The organism is Sphingomonas sp. SKA58, assembly GCF_000153545.1.
In the GTDB taxonomy this organism is placed as follows: domain Bacteria; phylum Pseudomonadota; class Alphaproteobacteria; order Sphingomonadales; family Sphingomonadaceae; genus Sphingobium; species Sphingobium soli.
This window is the reverse complement of sequence record NZ_CH959306.1, coordinates 424,133-445,083: the sequence shown is the minus strand read 5'-3', so window position 1 is coordinate 445,083 and position 20,951 is coordinate 424,133. Positions and strand designations below refer to the sequence as shown.

The 20,951-nt window shown below is 64.3% G+C and carries 25 protein-coding genes; 13 read left to right on the top strand and 12 right to left on the bottom strand.

The window, feature by feature from the left end; genetic code table 11:
• The coding region (locus tag SKA58_RS02565; RefSeq protein WP_009820778.1) for a trehalase family glycosidase at positions 1-1,073 on the bottom strand (1,073 nt) is incomplete at its 3' end.
• Between the two features lie 118 nt (positions 1,074-1,191).
• Here SKA58_RS02565 and SKA58_RS02560 point away from each other — a divergent pair.
• The 7 genes from SKA58_RS02560 (at position 1,192) to SKA58_RS02530 (ending at position 6,795) form a co-directional block, all read left to right on the top strand.
• Positions 1,192-1,923: a class I SAM-dependent methyltransferase gene (locus SKA58_RS02560; protein ID WP_009820777.1), complete on the top strand. Its 732-nt coding sequence runs from the start codon at positions 1,192-1,194 to the stop codon at positions 1,921-1,923.
• Between the two features lie 7 nt (positions 1,924-1,930).
• Positions 1,931-3,472, top strand: a complete 1,542-nt coding sequence (ubiB, locus tag SKA58_RS02555; protein WP_009820776.1) for a 2-polyprenylphenol 6-hydroxylase — start codon at positions 1,931-1,933, stop codon at positions 3,470-3,472.
• Positions 3,473-3,582: 110 nt separating this feature from the next.
• Positions 3,583-4,839, top strand: a complete 1,257-nt coding sequence (coaBC, locus tag SKA58_RS02550; RefSeq protein ID WP_009820775.1) for a bifunctional phosphopantothenoylcysteine decarboxylase/phosphopantothenate--cysteine ligase CoaBC — start codon at positions 3,583-3,585, stop codon at positions 4,837-4,839.
• Entirely contained in the window at positions 4,814-5,269 is a 456-nt protein-coding gene (gene dut / locus SKA58_RS02545; protein ID WP_009820774.1) for a dUTP diphosphatase, read from the top strand. The genes coaBC and dut overlap by 26 nt, the downstream gene beginning before the upstream one ends.
• 4 nt (positions 5,270-5,273) lie before the next feature.
• A complete protein-coding gene (locus SKA58_RS02540) occupies positions 5,274-5,678 on the top strand; it encodes a hypothetical protein (RefSeq protein WP_009820773.1) in 405 nt (134 codons plus the stop codon).
• Positions 5,675-6,442, top strand: coding sequence for a HesA/MoeB/ThiF family protein (locus SKA58_RS02535; RefSeq protein ID WP_009820772.1), 768 nt, complete (start codon positions 5,675-5,677; stop codon positions 6,440-6,442). The genes SKA58_RS02540 and SKA58_RS02535 overlap by 4 nt, the downstream gene beginning before the upstream one ends.
• Positions 6,430-6,795 carry a DsrE family protein gene (locus SKA58_RS02530; RefSeq protein ID WP_009820771.1) on the top strand — a complete coding sequence of 122 codons (366 nt, stop codon included), beginning with the start codon at positions 6,430-6,432 and terminating at the stop codon, positions 6,793-6,795. Before SKA58_RS02535 ends, SKA58_RS02530 begins: the two co-directional genes overlap by 13 nt.
• Positions 6,796-6,800: 5 nt before the next feature.
• Here SKA58_RS02530 and SKA58_RS19765 read toward each other — a convergent pair whose 3' ends face one another.
• The 3 genes from SKA58_RS19765 to SKA58_RS02520 are packed head-to-tail and all read right to left on the bottom strand — an operon-like array spanning position 6,801 to position 7,770.
• The gene (locus SKA58_RS19765; protein WP_009820770.1) at positions 6,801-6,977 is read right to left on the bottom strand and encodes a hypothetical protein; all 177 of its coding nucleotides are present in this window, start codon (positions 6,975-6,977) and stop codon (positions 6,801-6,803) included.
• The gene (locus SKA58_RS02525; RefSeq protein WP_009820769.1) at positions 6,974-7,183 is read right to left on the bottom strand and encodes a helix-turn-helix transcriptional regulator; all 210 of its coding nucleotides are present in this window, start codon (positions 7,181-7,183) and stop codon (positions 6,974-6,976) included. The genes SKA58_RS19765 and SKA58_RS02525 overlap by 4 nt, the downstream gene beginning before the upstream one ends.
• Entirely contained in the window at positions 7,180-7,770 is a 591-nt protein-coding gene (locus SKA58_RS02520; RefSeq protein WP_009820768.1) for a hypothetical protein, read from the bottom strand. Before SKA58_RS02520 ends, SKA58_RS02525 begins: the two co-directional genes overlap by 4 nt.
• Positions 7,771-7,910: 140 nt before the next feature.
• On the opposite strand from SKA58_RS02520, the gene SKA58_RS02515 reads away from it, so the two are divergent.
• Positions 7,911-8,585 carry a glutathione S-transferase family protein gene (locus SKA58_RS02515; RefSeq protein ID WP_009820767.1) on the top strand — a complete coding sequence of 225 codons (675 nt, stop codon included), beginning with the start codon at positions 7,911-7,913 and terminating at the stop codon, positions 8,583-8,585.
• Between the two features lie 2 nt (positions 8,586-8,587).
• A complete protein-coding gene (locus SKA58_RS02510; protein WP_009820766.1) occupies positions 8,588-9,262 on the top strand; it encodes a hypothetical protein in 675 nt (224 codons plus the stop codon).
• A 54-nt stretch (positions 9,263-9,316) separates the two neighbouring features.
• On the opposite strand, the gene ndk is transcribed toward SKA58_RS02510, so the two are convergent.
• The 4 genes from ndk to SKA58_RS02490 form a co-directional block, all read right to left on the bottom strand.
• The gene (ndk, locus tag SKA58_RS02505; RefSeq protein ID WP_009820765.1) at positions 9,317-9,739 is read right to left on the bottom strand and encodes a nucleoside-diphosphate kinase; all 423 of its coding nucleotides are present in this window, start codon (positions 9,737-9,739) and stop codon (positions 9,317-9,319) included.
• Positions 9,740-9,810: 71 nt separating this feature from the next.
• A complete protein-coding gene (locus tag SKA58_RS02500; protein ID WP_232209354.1) occupies positions 9,811-10,236 on the bottom strand; it encodes a hypothetical protein in 426 nt (141 codons plus the stop codon).
• Between the two features lie 27 nt (positions 10,237-10,263).
• Positions 10,264-10,701, bottom strand: a complete 438-nt coding sequence (locus SKA58_RS02495; protein WP_009820763.1) for a DNA polymerase III subunit chi — start codon at positions 10,699-10,701, stop codon at positions 10,264-10,266.
• A 10-nt stretch (positions 10,702-10,711) separates the two neighbouring features.
• Positions 10,712-12,151, bottom strand: coding sequence for a leucyl aminopeptidase (locus SKA58_RS02490; RefSeq protein WP_009820762.1), 1,440 nt, complete (start codon positions 12,149-12,151; stop codon positions 10,712-10,714).
• 239 nt (positions 12,152-12,390) lie between these two features.
• Here SKA58_RS02490 and SKA58_RS02485 point away from each other — a divergent pair, with 239 nt between their 5' ends.
• From SKA58_RS02485 to rsmA, 4 genes are all read left to right on the top strand, one after another.
• Positions 12,391-14,622 (top strand): LPS-assembly protein LptD, encoded by a 2,232-nt coding sequence (locus SKA58_RS02485; RefSeq protein WP_037542470.1) that lies wholly within the window; start codon positions 12,391-12,393, stop codon positions 14,620-14,622.
• Positions 14,623-14,707: 85 nt separating this feature from the next.
• Positions 14,708-16,096 (top strand): peptidylprolyl isomerase, encoded by a 1,389-nt coding sequence (locus tag SKA58_RS02480; RefSeq protein ID WP_009820760.1) that lies wholly within the window; start codon positions 14,708-14,710, stop codon positions 16,094-16,096.
• Positions 16,074-17,099, top strand: a complete 1,026-nt coding sequence (gene pdxA / locus SKA58_RS02475; RefSeq protein WP_037542468.1) for a 4-hydroxythreonine-4-phosphate dehydrogenase PdxA — start codon at positions 16,074-16,076, stop codon at positions 17,097-17,099. The genes SKA58_RS02480 and pdxA overlap by 23 nt, the downstream gene beginning before the upstream one ends.
• Positions 17,092-17,931 (top strand): 16S rRNA (adenine(1518)-N(6)/adenine(1519)-N(6))-dimethyltransferase RsmA, encoded by an 840-nt coding sequence (gene rsmA, locus SKA58_RS02470; protein WP_037542039.1) that lies wholly within the window; start codon positions 17,092-17,094, stop codon positions 17,929-17,931. Before pdxA ends, rsmA begins: the two co-directional genes overlap by 8 nt.
• A gap of 3 nt (positions 17,932-17,934) precedes the next feature.
• Here rsmA and SKA58_RS02465 read toward each other — a convergent pair whose 3' ends face one another.
• The 4 genes from SKA58_RS02465 to rpoZ form a co-directional block, all read right to left on the bottom strand.
• Positions 17,935-19,479: a M56 family metallopeptidase gene (locus tag SKA58_RS02465; RefSeq protein ID WP_009820757.1), complete on the bottom strand. Its 1,545-nt coding sequence runs from the start codon at positions 19,477-19,479 to the stop codon at positions 17,935-17,937.
• Entirely contained in the window at positions 19,476-19,844 is a 369-nt protein-coding gene (locus tag SKA58_RS02460) for a BlaI/MecI/CopY family transcriptional regulator (protein ID WP_009820756.1), read from the bottom strand. Before SKA58_RS02460 ends, SKA58_RS02465 begins: the two co-directional genes overlap by 4 nt.
• Positions 19,845-19,951: 107 nt before the next feature.
• Positions 19,952-20,326 carry a PilZ domain-containing protein gene (locus SKA58_RS02455; protein WP_232209353.1) on the bottom strand — a complete coding sequence of 125 codons (375 nt, stop codon included), beginning with the start codon at positions 20,324-20,326 and terminating at the stop codon, positions 19,952-19,954.
• Positions 20,327-20,592: 266 nt separating this feature from the next.
• On the bottom strand, positions 20,593-20,937 hold the full coding sequence (gene rpoZ, locus SKA58_RS02450) for a DNA-directed RNA polymerase subunit omega (RefSeq protein WP_009820754.1): 345 nt from the start codon (positions 20,935-20,937) through the stop codon (positions 20,593-20,595).
• Between the last annotated feature and the right edge of the window lie 14 nt (positions 20,938-20,951).

The window sequence follows — 20,951 nt, the reverse complement described above, 5'->3', positions numbered from 1 at the left end:
TCCGGTAGCCAGAGCCAGCGGTCGATGGCGGCTTTGCGCGCCGCGGCGAATTGATGGAACTGACGCGCGCAACCGGCATCGCCCGCTGTCGCGCATCGTTCGGCAATGGCGCGCTCCAGCCGCCAGAGCAGGCTGTTGAGGTCGACGGGCACGATATGCGTGGTGCGGATCGTAGACAGGCGTTTGGGATCGGCCAGCCAGCGGGAGGAAAAGTCCCAGCCGCTTTCCGCGCCGGCGCGCAGGTCGCGATAGACGTCGCCCCTGGCCCTGTTGCTTTGACGCGCGGTCGCGACATCTTCGGCCCAGCTTTCATCGCGCGGTCCGGGCCGATCATCCCAATAGCGGTTGAGCAGCGCGCCATCGGGCATGCGCACCACGCGGAGGGCGGCCCCTGATTTGGATGCGCGATCGCGCATCCAGAAGTCATGTTCGGCGCGCAAGGCGGCCAGGTGACGAGGATCGGTTGGGTTGCTGGCCAGATCGACCATCAGCGAAAGAAAGGGAGGCTGCGACCGCCCCAGATAATATGTGCGGGTGCCGTTGGGGATGAAGCCGTAGCGGGCAATGAGGCTTTCAAAATCGGCGAGCATCGAATCGATCAGGGGTTGCTGCCCATCCGCCTTGAGGCCGAGCATGGTGAAATAGCTGTCCCAGTAATAGATTTCGCGAAATCGCCCGCCCGGCACGACATAGGGCGCAGGCAAGGAGAGGGCCGATGAGCCGGCAGGCGGATTGAGCGCCGGCCGGGTGAGCTGCGGCCAGAGCGCGCGGATATGGTCGCGGAGCGTTTGGGCCGGCCGCTCGTCCTGCTCGCCCGGCACGCTGAAATGGCGCAGGACGAACTGGCGCAGGGCCGCGCCCTTTGGCTGTTCCCGCCGATAGGCCTCGACGATGGCGGCAGGGTCGCCTTTTGGTACGGCGTCGACGAAGGTCTTCCCATCCTCGAAGACCCGCTCGCTCTGCACCGCTTCGAACAAGGGACCGTAGATTTGCTGCGGGCTGGGTGGCGGCGCAGCTTGCGCCAGGCAGAGCAGCGCGGCGAGCGCGACGGCGAAGTGGACAGGTCGGCGCATATCGACATTCCCCCAGATCGGTCGGTAAGGCGGAGGAATGAATGACGCAGGCGAAACGTTCCGGCCACGGCTGCCTTCGCGCTGGCATGGGACGACAACAGCGGCTAGAGCGAGAGGCATGAGCGAAACAGCATCCTTCGGCTATCGCGACGTCGATGCCGCCGAAAAAGCGGGCATGGTCCGCGCGGTCTTTTCCAATGTCGCAGCCAAATATGATTTGATGAATGACGCCATGTCAGGCGGCGCGCATCGGCTGTGGAAGGACCAGTTCGTCCGCCGCGTGAAGCCGCAGGCCGGTGAAGAGATTCTCGACATGGCCGGCGGAACGGGCGACATCGCGTTCCGTATGCACCGCCATGGGGCGCAGGTGACCGTGTCGGACATCAATCCCGAAATGCTGGCCGTCGGCGTCGAGCGCGCGCAGAAGAAGGGATATGAAGGCCTGATCTGGTCGGAGCAGAATGCCGAAGACCTGACCTTTGGCGATCGCGCATTCGATGCCTACACGATCGCCTTTGGCATCCGCAACGTCACCCATATCGACAAGGCGCTCAAGGAGGCGCACCGGGTACTCAAGTTCGGTGGCCGGTTCTTCTGCCTGGAATTTTCCACGACGACCTGGCCGGGTTTTTCGGACGTCTATGACGTCTATTCGCACAAGCTGGTGCCGCACCTCGGCAAACTGTTCGCCAATGACGCCGACAGCTACCGCTATCTGATCGAATCGATCCGACGCTTCCCGCCCATGCCCAAATTTGAAGCGATGATCCGGGACGCGGGTTTCGTGAACACCAAGGTCGAGCCGATCATGGGCGGGCTGGTGGCGATCCATAGCGGGTGGAAGATCTGACCCGCGCATGACGTCCCACATCACCCATATCTGGCGGCTCCTGAAATGGGGGCGCATCTTGGCGCGGCATGGCGCGCTGCGTGGGATCGAGCGCGATCCGCTGACGCCCGCGCCCGTGCGCCGTCTGGTGCGGATCGCCCGGCTGGGCGCACGCGTGCCCAAGCAGCCCCGCTATGCCGACGCGTTTCAGGCGATCGGCCCGGCCGCGATCAAGCTGGGCCAGACACTGGCGACCCGGCCCGATCTGGTCGGTGAGGAAGCGGCCAACGACCTGCTGCGGTTGCAGGACGCCCTGCCCCCCGTGCCGTTCGACACGATCCGCGCCCAGATCGAGCAAAGTTTCGGGCGGCCGCTGGAAGCATTGTACAGCCGGTTCGACGAAGCCCCGGTGGGTGCGGCGTCGATCGCGCAGGTCCATCGCGCGCTCACCACCGATGGGCGGGACGTTGCGGTCAAGGTGATCCGCCCCGGCGTTATTGATCAGTTCAACCGCGACATCCAGACCTATGAATGGGCCGCAGCCCATATCGAGCAGCTGGGCGGGGAAGTCGCTCGACTGCGCCCGCGCCTGGTGATCGCCAACCTCAAGCGCTGGACCGCACGCGAATTGGACCTGCGACGCGAAGCGGCGTCGGCGTCCGAACTGGCCGAGGCGATGGAGGCGATGCCAGGCTATCGCATCCCCGCCATCGACTGGGACTGCACGAGCGGCAAGGTCATGACGATGGAGTGGATCGACGGCATCAAGATCGCCGATCGCGCCGCGCTGGTCGCGGCAGGCCACAACATGAAGGATCTGGCCGCCCGCCTGGTCAACGCCTTCCTGCGGCAGGCGATCGCCGAAGGCTTCTTTCACGCCGACATGCATCAGGGCAATTTGTTCGTGACGGCAAGCGGCGAGATCGTCGCGATCGACTTCGGCATCATGGGCCGGATAGACCGGCGCGCGCGCATGTGGCTTGCGGAAATTCTCTACGGCCTCATTACCGGCAACTACAAGCGCGTCGCCGAAATCCATTTCGAGGCGCAATATGTGCCCGCCCATCATAATGTCGCCGAGTTCGCGACGGCGCTGCGTGCAGTGGGCGAGCCGATGCGCGGCAAGGCGGCGAGCGAGCTGTCGGTGGGCGGTATGCTGGACGGCCTGTTCGCCATCACCCGCGATTTCGACATGCAGACCCAGCCGCATTTGCTACTCTTGCAAAAGACCATGGTGATGGTGGAGGGCGTGGCCCATTCGCTCGACCCCGACATCAATATGTGGGAAACGAGCGGCCCCTATGTGAAGGGCTGGCTGCGCGACGAACTTGGGCCGGAGGCCAAGGCGGCCGATACGCTGATCGAGAATTGGCGCACGCTCCAGCGTCTGCCGGGTCTCATCAAACGGATAGAAGACGCCTTTCCCGAAAAGGGCGGCGCCCCGCCCCCTCCCCCGCTGAACGAAGTCAGGCTGATCCGCGTGGGCGGCGGGTGGCGCTACGCGCTGGTGGCGATAGTCGCAGCAGCGGCTGGCGTGGGAGCGACTTTGCTACTATCTTCGTCAGTATGACACGCGAGGAAGCCAGCGCCCGGATTTCGCCTGCTCCACATTGGCACGGCGGCGCATGGGATCGGCGAGTTGCTGGCGCTATGCCGCGCGGACTTGGATAGCCTTTCCGAATGACCCGGCGCGTCCTCCTTATCATTTCCGGCGGGATCGCCGCCTACAAGTCGCTGGAGCTTGTCCGTGCCTTGCGCAAGCGCGGTATCGCTGTGCGGGCGGTGCTTACCAAGAGCGCCGAACAGTTCGTGACGCCGCTGTCGCTGGGCGTGCTGACCGAGGATCAGGTGTATGACGACCTGTTCGACCTGAAGGCCGAGCGCGAGATCGGGCATATCCAGCTCAGCCGCCAGGCCGACCTGGTGGTGGTCGCGCCGGCCACCGCCAATATCCTGGCGAAGATGGCGACCGGCATTGCGGACGACCTGGCGACGACGCTGCTGCTGGCCACCGACAAGCCGGTGCTGGCTGTCCCCGCCATGAATGTGCGCATGTGGCACCATAAGGCGACGCAGCGCAATCTGGCGCAGTTGCGGGCCGATGGCGTGCACGTCATGGAACCGGACGACGGCGAAATGGCGTGCGGCGAATATGGCAAGGGGCGGTTGCCCGAGCCCGAGGCCATAGCGGTGGAGGTCGAGCGGCTTCTTGCCTTGGCTTTGCGGGCCGATCCGCTGGCCGGACTGTGCGATTTTACGGGCAATAGGGGATCGCTGGCGGGAAAGCATATCCTGGTCACCGCCGGGCCGACGCATGAGCCGATCGACCCGGTGCGTTACATCGCCAACCGGTCCTCAGGGAAACAGGGCTTCGCCATCGCCGCCGCCGCCGCGCATGCAGGCGCACGCGTGACGCTGGTCGCCGGGCCGGTGCAGCTACCGACGCCGGCAGGCGTGGCCCGGATCGATGTGGAAACGGCGCGCGAGATGCTGTCCGCCGTTGACGCGTCGCTGCCGGCAGACGCCGCCATCATGGTCGCGGCCGTTGCCGACTGGCGCACGGCCGACGCCGCCGGGCAGAAGATCAAGAAGGATGGCTCAGGTCAGCCGGCCCCGCTGGCCCTCGTGGAAAATCCCGACATTCTTGCGACATTGGGGCGTCATGCTCTGCGCCCCAAGCTGCTGGTAGGTTTTGCCGCCGAGACGCAAAAGGTTGCAGACCATGCGCAGGTCAAACTGGCAAAGAAAGGCGCGGACTGGATCGTCGCCAATGACGTGTCCGGCGCGCCGGGCGACAGCGTGATGGGCGGCGACGACAATGCCGTGCAGATTGTCAGCGCGCAGGGCATCGAAAGCTGGCCGTGCCTGCCCAAGCAAGTCGTCGCCGACAAACTTATCGAAAAGGTCGCTTATGCCCTCACCCTTTCCGCCGATTGAAATAAGGATCAAGCGCCTGCCCCATGGTGGAGGGCTGCCCCTGCCCGCCTACGCGACCGCGCAGGCCGCCGGCATGGACGTGGTATCGGCCGAGGAACTGGTACTGTCGCCGGGCGGACGCCACGCCGTCGCGACCGGCTTTGCCATGGCGATACCCGAAGGCTATGAGATACAGGCGCGCCCGCGATCGGGTCTGGCGCTGAAACATGGCATCAGCCTGCCGAACACGCCGGGCACGATCGATGCCGATTATCGCGGCGAAGTGAAGATCATCCTTATCAATTTGGGCGACGAGCCCTTTGCCATCGCGCGCGGCGACCGGGTCGCCCAATTGGTGGTCGCGCCGGTCCAGCTTGCCAGTTTCGCAGAAGTCGATAGTCTCGACGATACCGCCCGGGGAAAGGGCGGCTTTGGTTCGACGGGAGTGTGACGCCATGACCATCCTGCTTTCCCTGATGCTGGCCGCGGCGCCTGTACCGGCGGCGCTACCCGCGATGCCGCAGGATCTGAGCCAGGTTCCGGTCATCGACCGCTGGCTGGGCCGCAGGATTTCGCCGCGCTGGTCGGAAGATGTGGCGCGTCAATATCGCAAGGGCAATTGTTCGGGCGCGGTGCCCTATGAAGGGTCCAACCTGCTGGAAATCGACATGCTGTTCCTGCTGTCGGGTGATGGCAAGCCGCTCAAGGTCGCGCCGGTCAACGCCCAATGCCCCGAAGTCGAACAGTTTGTCAGCAATCGCATCCTGGGATCACTGCGCGGGTCATTCCCGAAAAGCGGATCGGCAGAACCGCACTGGATGCGATCGCAGGTGCGTTTCCTCTGGTCGGACGCACCGTGACGCTCACCGACGCGCAACTGGACCGCTATGCCCGGCATATCGTGTTGCGGGAAATTGGCGGTGCGGGCCAGATGCGACTTTTGAACGCGGACGTCGTTGTTATCGGCGCGGGCGGCATCGGTAGCCCCGCGATCCTGTATCTGGCGGCTGCGGGCGTTGGCACGATCCGCGTGATCGACGATGATGTGGTGGCCCTGTCCAACCTGCAACGGCAGGTGCTGTTCGGCACCGACGATATAGGGAGCCCTAAGGCGGAAGCGGCAATGGCGGCGGTGACGCGGATCAACCCCGACGTGAAGCTGATCCCCATCAACGCGCGGATCGATGCCGACAATGCCGGCCTGATGCTCCGCGACGCGGACGTGGTGCTGGACGGGTGCGACAATTTCGCGACCCGGTTGATCGTCGCCGATGCCGCGCAGCGACTGCGCATCCCGCTTGTGTCGGCGGCCGTCGGCCCGTTCGAAGGACATATTGCGACCTATCGGGGGTGGGAGGCGGACAAACCCTGCTACCGCTGCCTGGTGGGCGATCCACAAGACGCGCCGGAGCGCAACTGCGCCGAAACCGGCGTGATCGGCGCGCTGACCGGCACGATCGGCAGTCTGGCGGCGCTGGAGACGATCCGCGCGCTTGTCCCGTTCGGGACGGACATGGCCGGCAAATTGCTGATCGCCGATCTTTTGACCATGCGATTTCGCACAGTGGATGTTGCCAAGGACCCGGCCTGTTCGGGATGCGCGATGGAACTATGCGCGCCCTGACCATCATCGTTGCGGCACCGGACCCGGAGCGTTTGCGCGGTGCGCTGACATTGGCGGCGGCGCAGGCGGCGCTAGGCGGTCGGGCACGGCTGTTCCTGCAACTGGACGCCGTCGCACTGCTTCGTGCACCGATCGCGGCGCCGCGTGATGCCGGTCATAAGGCTGCGGGACTGCCGTCGCTTGAAGACCTGCTCGCAGAGGCGCTTTCGCTGGGCGTCGCATTGAGCGCCTGCCAGAGCGGGATGAGCCTTGCCGGCCTATCCCTTGCCGACCTGCCCCCAGGGACAGAGGTCACCGGGCCGATCGCCCTGTTGCAGGCCCAGACCGAGGCAGATCGCCTGATCTTCGCCTGAACCGATCAACGCAGGATCGGCAGGCGCCAATGGAGACCCGGCGGCCGGGCGTGGACTACGGGGCCGGGCGACAGGGCTTCCGCCCGCCAGCCTAACGCCACGGGCAGCACGCCGACATGCGCCGCGCCCCATAAGGCGGCAAGGCATATCAGGATAGCCGCACTGGCGCGCACCAGCTTCATTCCCCCGCTCCTTCTTCGTCGCGCAGGAAAATATCCTCTATTTGCAGCGCAAACAAGTCAGCGATGCGGAAGGCGAGCGGGAGCGAGGGATCATATTTCCCGGTTTCGATCGCGTTGACGCTCTGGCGCGAAATGCCCAGTCGCGTAGCAAGCTCCCCCTGGCTCCAGTCGCGCTCGGCGCGCAGCAGCTTGAGCCGGTTCTTCACGCCCGCGCCCAGGTCAGGCAGCGGGACACGCCGATCGCGATGACGAAGACGGGGATGGCCGCCCAGGCGGGGACATGAGGAACGAGTCGGAATTGCTCCAGGAAACCCCAGATGGTTGCCAGCACCAGCAGGGCTCCGGTGCCGAACAGGGCGGATTGCGCCAGTTTCAGGCGGAGATATTCATCCTGTTCCTCGATCAGCAACCGCGCCATCGCGGCGACCATGGCCAAGGCGCCGGCGGCCGGCAACAAGGCAAGCCCCCAGAGCAGCGCGCCTGTCGGTTCCCAGTTTTTGTAGGCGTAGACCGCCAGGAACAGGCCCAGCGTGTAGAGCAGGCTGCCCGCCACCATCCGGCGATTATAGCGGCGCATGGCGGGCGACAGATTGCCTTCGAACCGTGCCGACCGCTCGGCCGCCCGGACGATCGGGATGGTCATGCCAGTGGCGGTCAGCATGATCGCCAGCGTCCCGGCCCAGCCAAGGTCGAATTTGTGGACAATGAGGCCCGCAACACCCATCGCGCCGCAAAAGGCGAGGCACCACAGAAGGACGGGATGCCGCGAACGGGCGGTCGGAATAGGCGGCATGGCAAAGCTCCTTTGACATAATGTCAAGTTTCATTGACATAGACGAACGCTACTTGTCAAGGACAGTTGACATTGCGGTTCATGATCGAGACTTGTCTTCCCGCTCGACTTGGGTCCGGACAGGGCGCTAAGAAGGGCGCATGATGAAGCTCTTTATCGGCAACAAGGCCTATTCCAGCTGGTCGCTACGCGGCTGGCTGGCGTGCAAGCTGTCCGGCCTGCCCTTCGAGGAAGTCGTCGTTCCGCTCTATGACCAGGCATGGGAGCAGCGGCGCGAGGGCGACGAATTCGCGCCATCATCAGGCAAGGTGCCGATATTGTGGGACGGCGACGACATCGTCGTGTGGGACAGCCTGGCCATCGTCGAATATCTGAATGAAAAGAGCGGCGGCGACCGGTTCTGGCCGGCCGATCCCGCGCCGCGCGCCATGGCGCGGTCGATGGCGGCGGAGATGCACAGCAGCTTTGCCGCGCTGCGCCGCGAGCACAGCATGAATATCCGCCAGATCTACAACCCCGTCCCGCCATCAGACGGCGTCGCGCAGGATATAGCGCGTATCATGGAATTATGGGCGCAGGCGCGTGCGCGTCATGGCGGCGAAGGCGATTTCCTGTTCGGCGAATTTGGCGCGGCCGACATCATGTTCGCGCCGGTCGTGACCCGATTCATCACCTATCAATTGCCCGTCGCGCGCTTTGCCCAAGGCTATATGCAGGCGATCATCGCCCATCCCTGGATGCAGGAATGGATTGGCGGCGCGCAGGCGGAGGATTGGGTGATCGACCGTTTCGAAAGCCCGCCGCAAACGGTGTGAGGATGACGGACGAACCGGAAGCAGTCAGCGAAACGGCCAAGGAAGCCCGTGCCAAGGAAGCCGCCGCGATTCGGCGGCGCTGGATCACTTTGGGCGAAGGCATTGCGGTGCTGGCGGTCACGATTTCGGCGCTGACGCTCTATATCAACTGGTCGGACAAGCAGGACCGACGCGCCGAGAAAGCGGCGGAAAGCCAAGCTGCGTCCGTGCGCGCGGCGCGGCTGGTGCTGCATGCCGATTCGGTAGAAGGCGACCGCATCCGGCTGCGCACGACCGACCCGGCCCAGGTCGTGCAGAGCCAGACCATCCTGTTTCCCAAGGCGCTGGAGCTGACGCCGGTCGATACCACCGGCGAACCGCGCATCGAGGCGGACTGGTTCGCCAATCCCCTGAAGCGGGCGCGGGAACAGGCGAAGTTGCCCGATGACAGCGTGGGCGACGAAAAGCTGCCGGTGGCGATCGTCACCCGCTTCGTGGTCGATGGCGAGCCGCATGAAAGCGCGGCGCTTTACGATATCGGCTATGGCATTACCGGCCGTTGGCTGGCGGGGCATCGGTTGAGCCTGCGCGGCCTGTCGCTGGTGGACGCGGTTACGGTCGCGGGTGCGCAAAAGGCGCTGGACCGGCGTTGGGCGGGGACGCCGGCGGGGCGGCCAGCCCAAAAGCCCGGCGCATAGAAAAGGGGCCACCTTGCGGCAGCCCCTCTTCATCCCGAGCGGGTCAGGCGTCGATCAGCCGACGATTTCCTCGGGCTTGAAGAAATAGGCGATCTCGATCGCGGCATTTTCCTCGCTGTCCGAACCATGGACCGAATTGGCTTCGATCGATTCGGCATAATCCTTGCGGATCGTGCCTTCGTCCGCATTGGCGGGGTTGGTGGCGCCCATGATGTCGCGGTTGCGCTTCACGGCGTCCTCGCCTTCCAGCACCTGGACGACGACCGGGCCGGAGATCATGAAGGCGACGAGGTCGGCGAAGAAGGGGCGTTCCTTGTGAACGGCGTAGAAGCCCTCGGCCTGTTCGCGGCTCATGCGGATACGCTTGGAAGCGACGACGCGCAGGCCGGCCTCTTCCAGCTTCTTGGTGACCGCGCCGGTCAGGTTGCGACGGGTCGCGTCGGGCTTGATGATCGAAAAGGTGCGCGTGACGGCCATGGCCCTCGTAACTCCGGATTGTTGGAAAGTTGCGCGCCCTTTAGACGCGGGCGGCATGGGCTGCAAGAGGCTTAACCTTGCGCCTTATCCTCATCGTGATCCCCACTCGCTTGACTATAAAGCAAATGGTGGACAACCAATATCAAACCGACAGCTATCCCTGACATTGCGGCCAGCGCAATCGAAAGGAATGGGAGGGCTACGACGGCCGTAGATCCTGTCGATCGACGAACATCCTGCAAAGCGATCCAATACACCGCGATCATCGCCAGGGACGCCGCGACGAATAGCAACTTTAAGCTCTTATGTTTAGTTGCCAAAATGGCCACAAGCATGGCGATCTGCGGTGCACCGAAGAAAAAGCCCGCGATAAGCAGCAGGAAAGGAAGCGCCACCCAGCCTACGTCATCGGGCAAACCCATTACAAAGCTGGTAGCAACCAAGCAAGCAGGGCATAGGAATGCCCCAAATAAGGCATATGCGTCCCATTTGAACATGCGCTACGTATAAGCTTGTGCAGGATACTACGGCCCCTGCACCCACTTCCGTCCCTCCTGCCGCCAGAAGCGCGGTTCGACGCCTTCCGCCTTGCTGAGTGTGCGCCAGCTGGCCCGCGCGCCGTCGATGGTGTCGGCGTCGAAGAAGTAAAAGGCGCGATCGAAGCCAAGCGCCTCTTCACGCCATAGGCCATCGGCGAGCGCAATATGGCGCGCGCCATTGCCCGCAGTACAGGTGTCGCTCAGGAGGATCGGCTGATACGCCTCCCCGCCCTCGCCCGTGCGGCCATGGGCGAGGAAGCTTTCGGGTGGCCCCGCCCACAGGCCCTGCGAAATCCGGTCGAGCCGGTCGCCCTCCCCCGCCACCACCAGCAGCCGCGCGCCCATTGCCAGGATGCGCCCGGCGATCGCGGGCAACACCTGTTCGACCGGATCGCGGCTTAGCTGGTAGAAGTCGACCTGCATCGCCGGCGCGTCAGCGTTCGAACCGGTCCGTCACGAAGCGGTCGAGCAGGCGCACGCCATAGCCGGTCGCGCCCTTGTCCCATGTCGCGCCGGGCTTGTCGGACCAGACCATGCCGGCAATGTCGAGATGCGCCCATTTGACGCCTTCGTCGACGAACCGCTTGATGAACTGGGCGGCGGTGATCGACCCGGCATAGCGCGGACCGATATTCTTCATGTCGGCGATCGGGCTGTCGAGCAATTTGTCATAGGCGTCCGACAGCGGGAAGCGCCACAGCTTTTCCCCCACGCTCTGCCCAGCCTTCGCCAGCGAATCGGCAAGCGCGTCGTCATTGGCGAACAGGCCGCCATGTTCATGGCCCAGCGCGACGATCATCGCCCCGGTCAGCGTCGCCAAATCGACGATCATGTCGGGATTATAGGTTTTCTGCGCCCAGGTGACGGCGTCGCACAGCACCAGCCGCCCTTCGGCGTCGGTGTTGAGCACTTCGATCGTCTGGCCAGACATGGAGGTAACGACATCGCCCGGCCGCTGCGCATTGCCGTCCGGCATGTTTTCAACCAGGCCGCAAATGCCCACGACCCGCGCCTTCGCCTTGCGCCCAGCCAGCGCCTTCATCGCGCCCGCCACAGCGCCCGCGCCGCCCATGTCCCACTTCATGTCCTCCATGCCCGCGCCGGGCTTGAGCGAGATGCCGCCAGTGTCGAAGGTCACGCCCTTGCCGATGAACACCAGCGGCTTGTCCTGCGCGCCGCCGGTGCCGTCCCATTCCATCGCCAGCAGGCGCGGTTCGCGCACCGAACCCTGCGCGACGCCCAGCAATGCGCCCATGCCCAGCTGCGTCATCGCATCCTTGTCGAGCACGGTGATCTTGACGCCCAGCTGTTCCAGATGACGGCAGCGTTCGACGAAGCTTTCGGGATAGAGGATGTTAGCGGGTTCAGCGACCAGTTCGCGCGTGAAGGCGACACCATCGGCGAGCGCGGCCTGCCGTTCCCAAGCCGCGTCGGCATCGCTGGCAACGATAGTGATGGTCTTGAGCGTGGGCTTGGCCTTTTCACTCTGGCGCGTGCGGTAAGTGTCGAAGCGCCAGCTGCGCAGACGGGCGCCGAACGCCAGGGTAGCGGCACCCTCCCCGTTCAGACCTTCGACTGCGGCATGGGTCGCGCCACTGGTCGCCAGTTTCGCGACCAGCGCGCCGCCGGCCTTTTCCAGATCCTGGTCGCCGCCAGCCCCGGTGCCGAGCAGCAGGATGCGGACCGTCCGGCCGCCTTCTTCAGCGAAACTTTCAAGGCTGCTGCCTGCTTCACCGCTAAACCGTGACGCTGCTGCGCCCGCTGACAGCGTCGATGCGGCCGCCAGCGGCAGGGAATCGAGCCCGCCCTTGGCAACGGCCAGGACCAGAGTGTCGGCGGCTTCGGGGCGGGTCGGGCTGAAACGGATATCCATCGGGGCGTTTTTCCTCTTGTCGATGTATCGGTGGCTACGGCAGGCGCCGCGCGGCTACTTCCGCAGATAGTGCCGCCCGGCGCGTCTGGCAAAGGCGTTCGACCGATTTTGCACGATTCGATCCACGGCTGGCGATTGCGGAGCGCGCAGCAGTGCGATAGGCGGGAAGGCCAGACGCGCCGTCCATAGAGGCCCATTGCTTGCAGACCGCCTTGCTTTTCCCATCCTTCAGCGCCCCCATTCGCGCCGTCCTGCTGGGCGGCGTGGCGCTGGTCGCGTGCCAGCCGGCGCTGGCGCAGCAGCTCAACGAACCGCAGACGCCGATCAGTGCGCCCGACGCGCCGATGCCGGCCAGCGAGGACCAGATCGGCTTTGCCGCCGACACGCTGGAATATAATAGCGAGACGGAGATGGTCACGGCCAGCGGCAACGTCCAATTGCTGCGCGAAGGCAATCGGCTGCGCGCCGACAAGGTCGTGTGGGACCGCAACAGCGGCAAGGTGGAAGCGCAGGGCAATGTGTCCGTCACCGACCCGGACGGCAATGTCGCCTATGGCGACCGCTTCGACGTCACCGATAGCCTGAAGGACGGCGCGGTCGACAATATGCTGCTGGTGCTGCAATCGGGCGGTCGGCTGGCGGCGGTCAAGGGCACGCGTACCAACGGCGTCTATACGCTGGAGCGCGCCGCCTATACCGGCTGTTCGGTCGAGGATAGCGAGGGCTGCCCCAAGGAACCGACCTGGCAGATCAATGCCGTACGCGTCGTCTATGACCCGACCCGCGAGCGCGTCACCTATCGCAACGCCAATATCGAGCTGTTCGGCCTGCCGCTCATACCACTGCCTGGTTTCAGCCATCCGGTCGGCGACAATGGCGGCAGCGGCCTGCTGGTCCCCAATCTGCGCTACGACCGCAATAATGGTTTTGAAGTCGCGCTGCCCTATTATTTCAAGCTGGCGCCCAATCGCGACCTGACGATCACGCCGCATGTCTATACCGACACGCTGCCGATGCTGGAAACCAATTTCCGGCATCTCTACGATCGCGGCGCCTACCAGATTACCGGCTATGTGACCCATGGCCGGCGCGTCGCCACTGGCGAAAGCCCGGTCGGCACGACCATCGCCGACAGCGAAAAGGACATTCGCGGCTATCTCGATGCGTCAGGCGCGATGCAATTGTCGCCCGAATGGAGCCTGGACGGGTCGATCCGGGTGGCGACCGACCGCACTTTCCTGCGCCGCTACGATATCAGCCGTGAGGACCGCCTGAGATCGACCATCGGCGCGCAGCGTATTGGCGAAAACAGCTATTTTTCGCTCCGCGGCTGGGCGGTGCAGACGCTGCGTCCCGGCGATTCGCAGGGCCAGACGCCGATTGCGCTGCCGGTTATCGACTATCGCTTGCGGATGAAGGACCCCTTGCTGGGCGGCGTGCTCCAGCTTCAGGCCAATACGCTCGCGATCACCCGCACCGCCGGCCAGGATACGCAGCGCGCCTTTGCCGGCGCGGAATGGAACCTGCGCACATTGACGGGGCTGGGCCAGGAAGTGACCTTTACCGGCTATCTGCGCGGCGACGTCTATCATAGCAGCGACAATGCACTGACATCGGTCGCAAGCTATGCCGGCGATCCGGGCTGGCAGGCGCGCGGCATTGCCGCGGCGGCGGTGGACATGCGCTGGCCGTTCGTGGGCGAAGCCTTTGGCGGCGTGCAGCGGATCGCACCGCGCGTGCAGATCGTCGCGTCCCCGCATCTCGCCAATCTGTCGCTGCCCAATGAGGACGCGCGCGCGGTCGATCTGGAGGACAGCAACCTCTTCGCGCTCAACCGCTTTGCCGGCTATGACCGGTTCGAGGATAGTTCGCGCATCACCTACGGTCTGGAATATGGACTGGACCTGCCCAATTTCTCGTTGAGCGCGATCATCGGCCAAAGCTATCGGCTGGATCGGCAGGAAAGCATCCTGCCCGACGGCACCGGCCTGTCGGATCGTACGTCCGACATCGTCGGGCGCACCACCGTTCGCTACAAGGATTTCGTCAGCCTGATTCATCGCTATCGGCTGGACAAGGACAATCTGTCGGTGCGCCGCAACGAAATCGACGCGACCGTGGGCAGCAAGAAAACCTATGCGATGGTCGGCTATCTGCGGCTCAATCGCAATGCGCTCACCGGGCTGGAGGATTTGCAGGATCGTGAGGAATTGCGCCTGGGCGCCCGCGTGCAATTCGCGCGCTTCTGGTCGGTGTTCGGATCGACCGTCGTCGACCTGACCGATGCGAAGGAAGATCCGGTCAGCATATCGGACGGCTACGAACCGGTCCGGCACCGGCTCGGCATCGCCTATGAGGATGATTGCCTGACGCTGGGCTTCACCTGGCGGCGCGATTACCAGACCAATGGCGACGCGCGAAAGGGCAATGGTTTCCAGCTACGGCTAGCTTTCCGCAATATTGGCATATAAGGAACGGGCTTCGTCCTCTCGTCAGGGCCGGTTAAGGCGGGGCTGTGCATCAGGCGCGGAACCGCATTGGAGTTTATTGCCGACGATGCTGCCTGCCGTTTCCTCGTCCAGCCGCCTGACCCGCGGCGCGCGTATCCGCTTGCGCACCCTTGTCTTGTCATCGGCCCTGGTCGCCGCGGGCATCCAGCCCGTCGCCGCGCAGACGGTCGATGACGACGACGCAAGCATGGCCGCGCAGCAACTGAACCTGCCCAAGGACGTCACCGTCTTTGGCCAGAGCGACCCCAATGTTCGCAAGGCAACAGCGATCGTCAATGGCCGCATCATCACCGGCACCGATGTCGACCAGCGCCTGGCGCTCATCATCACCGCCAATGGCGGCAAGGTGTCGGATGAGGAAAAGGAGCGGCTGCGCGTTCAGGTGCTGCGCAACCTGATCGACGAAACGCTCCAGATTCAGGAAGCGGCCGCCAACGACATCAAGATCGCGCCCGAGGAAATCGAGCAGAGCTATCAGCGGGTTGCGGCGAATTTCCGCAAGTCACCGACCGAGTTCGACGCCTATCTGCGCAGCCAGGGCAGTTCGGCCGCCAGCATCAAGCGCCAGATCGAAGGCGAGCTGGCGTGGAGCCGCCTGCTCCGCCGCAACATCCAGCCCTTCGTCAACGTGTCCGAGGACGAAGTGAAATCGGTCATCGACCGGCTGAACGCGGCCAAGGGCAGCGACGAATATCGGATCGGCGAAATCTATCTGTCGGCAACGCCGGAAAATCAGGCGCAGATCGTCGCCAATGCCCGCAACATCATCCAGCAGATCCAGCAGGGCGGCAGCTTCCAGGCCTATGCCCGGCAGTTTTCCGAAGCGTCCACGGCCGCTGTAGGCGGCGACCTGGGCTGGATTCGCCCCGCGCAGTTGCCGTCCGAACTGGCGCAGGCCGCCGCCGAAATGCAGGTTGGCCAGATTGCCGGACCCATCGAGACGGTGGGCGGGGTGTCGATCATCTATGTCATGGACAAGCGCAAGGTGCTGACCGCCGATCCGCGCGACGCGCTGCTCAGCCTGAAGCAGTTGTCCGTGCTGTTCCCCAAGGGCACCACCAAGGAACAGGCTGGTGCCAAGGCTGCGGAATTTGCCGCGGCGGTGAAGGAGATCAAGGGTTGCGGCCAGGCCAATGAAATTGGCGCGCGCATCGGCGCGGACGTAGTCGACAACGACAATGTGAAGGTTCGCGACCTGCCGCCGCAGTTGCAGGAAATCCTACTGAACCTGCAAGTGGGCGAAACAACCCCGCCCTTCGGGTCGATCGAGGACGGTGTGCGCGTCCTGATTGTGTGCGGTCGCGACGATCCGGCATCGGCGAACGCGCCCAATGCCGATCAGATCATGGCGCAGTTGGAAGAGGAACGGGTCAACAAGCGGGCGCGCATCTATCTGCGTGACCTTCGCCGCGATGCCGTCATCGATTATAACTGACGCCGCGCCCCTGCTGGCGCCCTTCGCCGTGTCGCTGGGCGATCCGGCAGGGATCGGCCCGGAAATCGTCGCCAAAAGCTGGGTGATGCGCGAAGCGCGCGGCCTGCCGGCCTTTTTCGCGGTAGGCGACGCGGCGTCGCTGCGCGCTGTGTGGCTTGGCCCTGTCGAGCGGATCGACAGCCCGGAAGAGGCGGCGCAGGTCTTCCCGCGCGCGCTGCCGTGCCTTCAAGTCGGAGAAGCCGGCGAGGTCATTCCGGGCGCGCCCGGCGTCGATGGCGCGCGGGTCGCCTTCCAGTCATTGGAGGTCGCCGTTGGCCTGGCCCGTTCCGGTTCGGCGGCGGGGATCGTCACCGCGCCGGTCGGCAAGGAACAGCTTTATGGCGTGGGCTTCACCCATCCCGGCCAGACCGAATTCATCGCCGAACGCTGCGGCGTGGCCCCGCACAACGCCGTGATGATGCTGGCCGGGCCAGCGCTCAAGGTCGTGCCGATCACGATCCATATCGCGCTGGCCGATGTGTCCGCCGCACTGACCATCGACCTGATCCGCGCCCGGGCGCTGACGACGGCCAAGGGCTTGCAGCGTAATTTCAACATCGCCCGCCCGCGCCTGGCGGTTGCGGGGCTTAACCCCCATGCAGGCGAGAATGGCGCGCTGGGCCGCGAGGAAATCGAGGTCATTCGCCCCGCTATCGATCAGTTGCGCGCCGATGGGCTGGATATCGCCGGACCGCTGGCCGCCGACGGCATGTTCCACGCGCGCGCGCGCGAAACCTATGATGCCGCTCTGTGTATGTATCATGATCAGGCGCTGATCCCGATCAAGACCCTGAATTTCGATGAAGGGGTCAATATCACGCTGGGCCTGCCAATCGTCCGCACGTCGCCCGACCATGGCACCGCCTTCGGGATAGCCGGCACTGACAGCGCCAATCCCGGCGCCATGATGGCAGCGCTGCGAATGGCGGCGGAAGCGGCACGAGCGCGCATCCTGCATGGCTGACGATCGACCGGCGCTGCCGCCGTTACGGGATGTCATTGCGCGACACGGGCTGGCGGCCAGTAAGGCTCTAGGACAGAATTTCCTGCTTGATGAGCAGTTGCTGGACCGGATCGCGGCCATTCCTGGCCCGCTGACGGACGCCTCCGCTTTCGAGGTCGGCCCCGGCCCCGGCGGCCTGACGCGCGCTATTCTGCGGGCGGGCGGACGACTGGTCGCGGTGGAGCGCGACGATCGCTGCTTGCCTGCGCTCGCGGAACTGGCCGATGCCTTTCCGGGCCAGTTAAAGGTAATCGCGGGCGACGCAATGCAGATCGACGCCCAGGCGGAAGCGGGCGATGGCGCGCATATCATTGCAAACCTGCCCTATAATGTCGGCACGCCGTTGCTGGTGGGATGGCTTTCGGCGGCCTGGACGCCGCTCCCCTGGTGGTCGAGCTTGACGCTGATGTTCCAGATGGAGGTGGCGGAGCGCATCGTCGCAAAGCCCGGCACGGATCATTACGGCCGGCTGGCCGTCCTGTCGCAGTGGCGCAGCGATGCCCGGATCGCGATGAAAGTGCATCGCAGCGCCTTCACTCCCCCGCCCAAAGTCATGTCCGCGGTTGTGCATATAACGCCCAAGCCCACCCCCGAAGGCGTGCAGCTGAAGCTGCTGGAGCGACTGACGGCGGCTGCATTCGGCCAACGGCGCAAGATGATGCGTCAGAGCCTGAAGGGGTTGCCGGGCGCGCTGGACGCGCTGGACGCGGAGGGCATCGATCCCCAGCGGCGCGCTGAAACCGTCAGCGTCGAGGAATTCGTCGCTGTTGCACGCCGGATGGGTCGCAACTGAGGCCTAATTGCCTTGGCCATCCAGTTCCGCAATATTGTCGTCAATCTCCCGCAGCGCTTCAGCGCGGGCTTGCGCTGACATGCGGGCGGCCGCTAGTTGCGCGCGCGCCGCGATCAAGCCGCTGCGCGCCGCCACCTTGCCCACATGTTCGGCCTGGCGCGCCTGCGCTTCGATCGCATTTTGGCAGATGCGCACGCGAATATGACGGCGGCCATTGGCATCGACCGTTTCGCGATGACTGGTGATGCCCTTGCCTTCGCACCCTTCGCGCACATCGACGACCGGCACCATGCGGGTAATCTCCTCCTCGGTCGGGACGCGGTGCGTCACGACACGGCCATCGGCATGGGTGACGATGATGCGCCCCTTTTCGCTACGCACCGTGACGGGCGGCGTCGGCGGCACCGGAGGAATAGGCGGCGTCATGTCGGCGGCCGGAGGAACAGCCGCGATCGGAGCCAAGGGCGCAACTGCTGGCTCGCCCTCGGGCGCAGCCGGAGCAGCAGGAGGTGAAGGCATGTCACGGGCGGCAGGTAGGGCCGCAGCGTTTATGGTCGCATGGGCGGGCTGCGCAACGAGATCGGTCAGGCGCGTCAGATCGGCCTGCTCCACCTTTTGCGTGATTGCCGCCATCTGCTTCGCGGCGCGACTGCCCGATGCCGTCAGCGCCAGGCCGGCTGCGGTCGCCACTGCGACGGCGGCCATGCCCCAGCTGATGCGACGCAGTGAAGTTTCATGACTGGACAACATTTTCAGCCTCCCTTTGAGCGTGGCGAGACGGGTGAGATGGCAGGCGGCGGCATATTGGCGACCACCGGCGGCTTTAAGAATGGCGCGGCCATAGGCATGAGCTTGGTCGCTGCCATAGAGAGCAAGGACGCGGGCGTCGCAGGCTGTTTCCTGGTCGGCGCGGTAGGCCCGATAGGCGATCCAGGCGATAGGATTGCACCAGTGCAACGCCAGCAGCAGGAGCGCGATCATGTTGGCGACAAGATCACCACGTTCATGATGCGCCCGCTCATGCGCGATCGCCATGTCCTGCTCCTGCGGATCGTAGCGCAGGGCGAAATCCTGTGGCAGCACGATATGCGGATGGACGATACCGAATGCGAGCGGACCGGAGGCATGAGGACTGATCACGACATGGAGGCGCCCTTCCCAACCGACCGACGTTGCACCTTTCAAAATCATCCTGCGAAATCGTAGATAGCCAACCGCCTGGATGAAGACGAAGCTCACCATGCCAAGCAGCCAAAGGGCCATCACGAGTTCCAGCCAAGGCACGGCCGGACTGGTTTCTACGGTTTGCGCAGCGGCAGTTGGCACCAGAATGGCTGGCAAGCCCGACTGGTTCATGACCTGGTGCAGGGGCGAGGCGTCTGCAACCTGATCAGGAAGAGCAGGCATCAGCATCCGTGCCAGTGGCAGAATCCACAACATATAGGCAGCGCCCGCCCCCAGCCATCGTGCCAGGGGGCGCCGGACCATCATGACCGCTGCCATCAGCAGGCTGGTTGCAACCAGCGTTTCGGCAAGCCAGATGATCATGGCTTCAACCCTTTCAGAATATCCTCAAGTTCGGCAATATCGTCCGCCGTCAACTGATCCTGGCTCGCAAGCTGTGCGACGAGCGGGGATATGCGGCCGCCGAACAGCCGGTTGACCAGCCGGCCCGATTCACTCGCTACATAGTCGTCCCGCTGGATGAGGGGGCGGTACAGAAAGCGACGGCCATCCTGATCGGCGGCGATCACATCCTTGGCCATCAGGCGGGACAATAAGGTCTTAACCGTCTGCAGGCTCCAGCCGCGCCGTTCCACGACGCGATCGGCAACATCATTAGCGGTCTGGGGCGCGCATTCCCAAAGCGCCTCCATCACCACAAGTTCGGCTTCGCTGATTTTCTCGCTCACGACCCGGCCTCGACTCCGTCACAACCACAGTTGTAATCGCATCGTTTACAGCTGTAGTCAACAGGAAGGCGAAAGGATGTGAGCGATAGCGGTCAGGACGCCTGGCTTTAGCCAGTGACGCGTAACCCGAAAACAGCACGGCGGTCGGGCGGGCGGACCGTGCCATGCGAAGACGCTTTCGCCTGCCCGGGATAATCCGATGTCAGCGCAGACGCATAGACCGGCTTGTCCGGAGCCTTTTCAGGACCGGTCGCCTTCATCACCTCGTCGACATTTATGGGTTTGTCGAACGCAACACCAAATTGGGCGTCGCCGCACCATACGACGCGTGCGGGAATCGTGAAACGCCCGCGCGTCAGGATGATCTGGGTGCCGACGTCAAGCATAGGCCCCTGCACCTTGGCGCCACCGGCAGAAATATCCCGTATCCGCACAAGCTGGACATCCGATGTATCATTTTCGGTCTTCAGGCTCGCGGCCATGAAGACATTGGAGCGTTTGGGACGATCCATGATCTTTCTCGCAACTGGCGGCGCGGATGAGACGCCCTGCGATCGCTTGCGCCATCTGTCCCACCATGGCGGGACAATGCGACCCGGGTCGGCTGCCACAGGTGGAACGAATGGACAAGGCCAAAAGGTTCCGTTTCGATCACCAGACTATAGCAACGACGAAGCCCCGTAAAGGTCGTGGCCCGGTCCTGCTTGCGCAGGCCGGGCCCCATTCCCTCTCCAAACGGGTTCAGCGATCAGCCGTCGTAATCGCCACCAATATTCTGGTTGCGCGGCGGAGCAGCAGCGGTCAGGCGCAGCGCCTCCGCTGACTGAGCGATCGAGCCAATCTCATCAGGCGTGTCGTCATCATCGATCTGCACCTTCTGCAGCGATCCGATCAGCGAATCATGCAGCTCATCGGGAAGGACGGTTTCTTCCGCGATTTCGCGCAGGGCAACGACAGGATTCTTGTCGCGATCGCGATCCAGCGTCAGTTCCGCGCCGCCCGAAATTTCGCGGGCGCGCTGAGCAGCAAGAAGGACCAGGTCAAAACGATTGGTAACCTTGTCGACGCAATCTTCGACGGTGACGCGGGCCAAACAGGGCCTCCTGA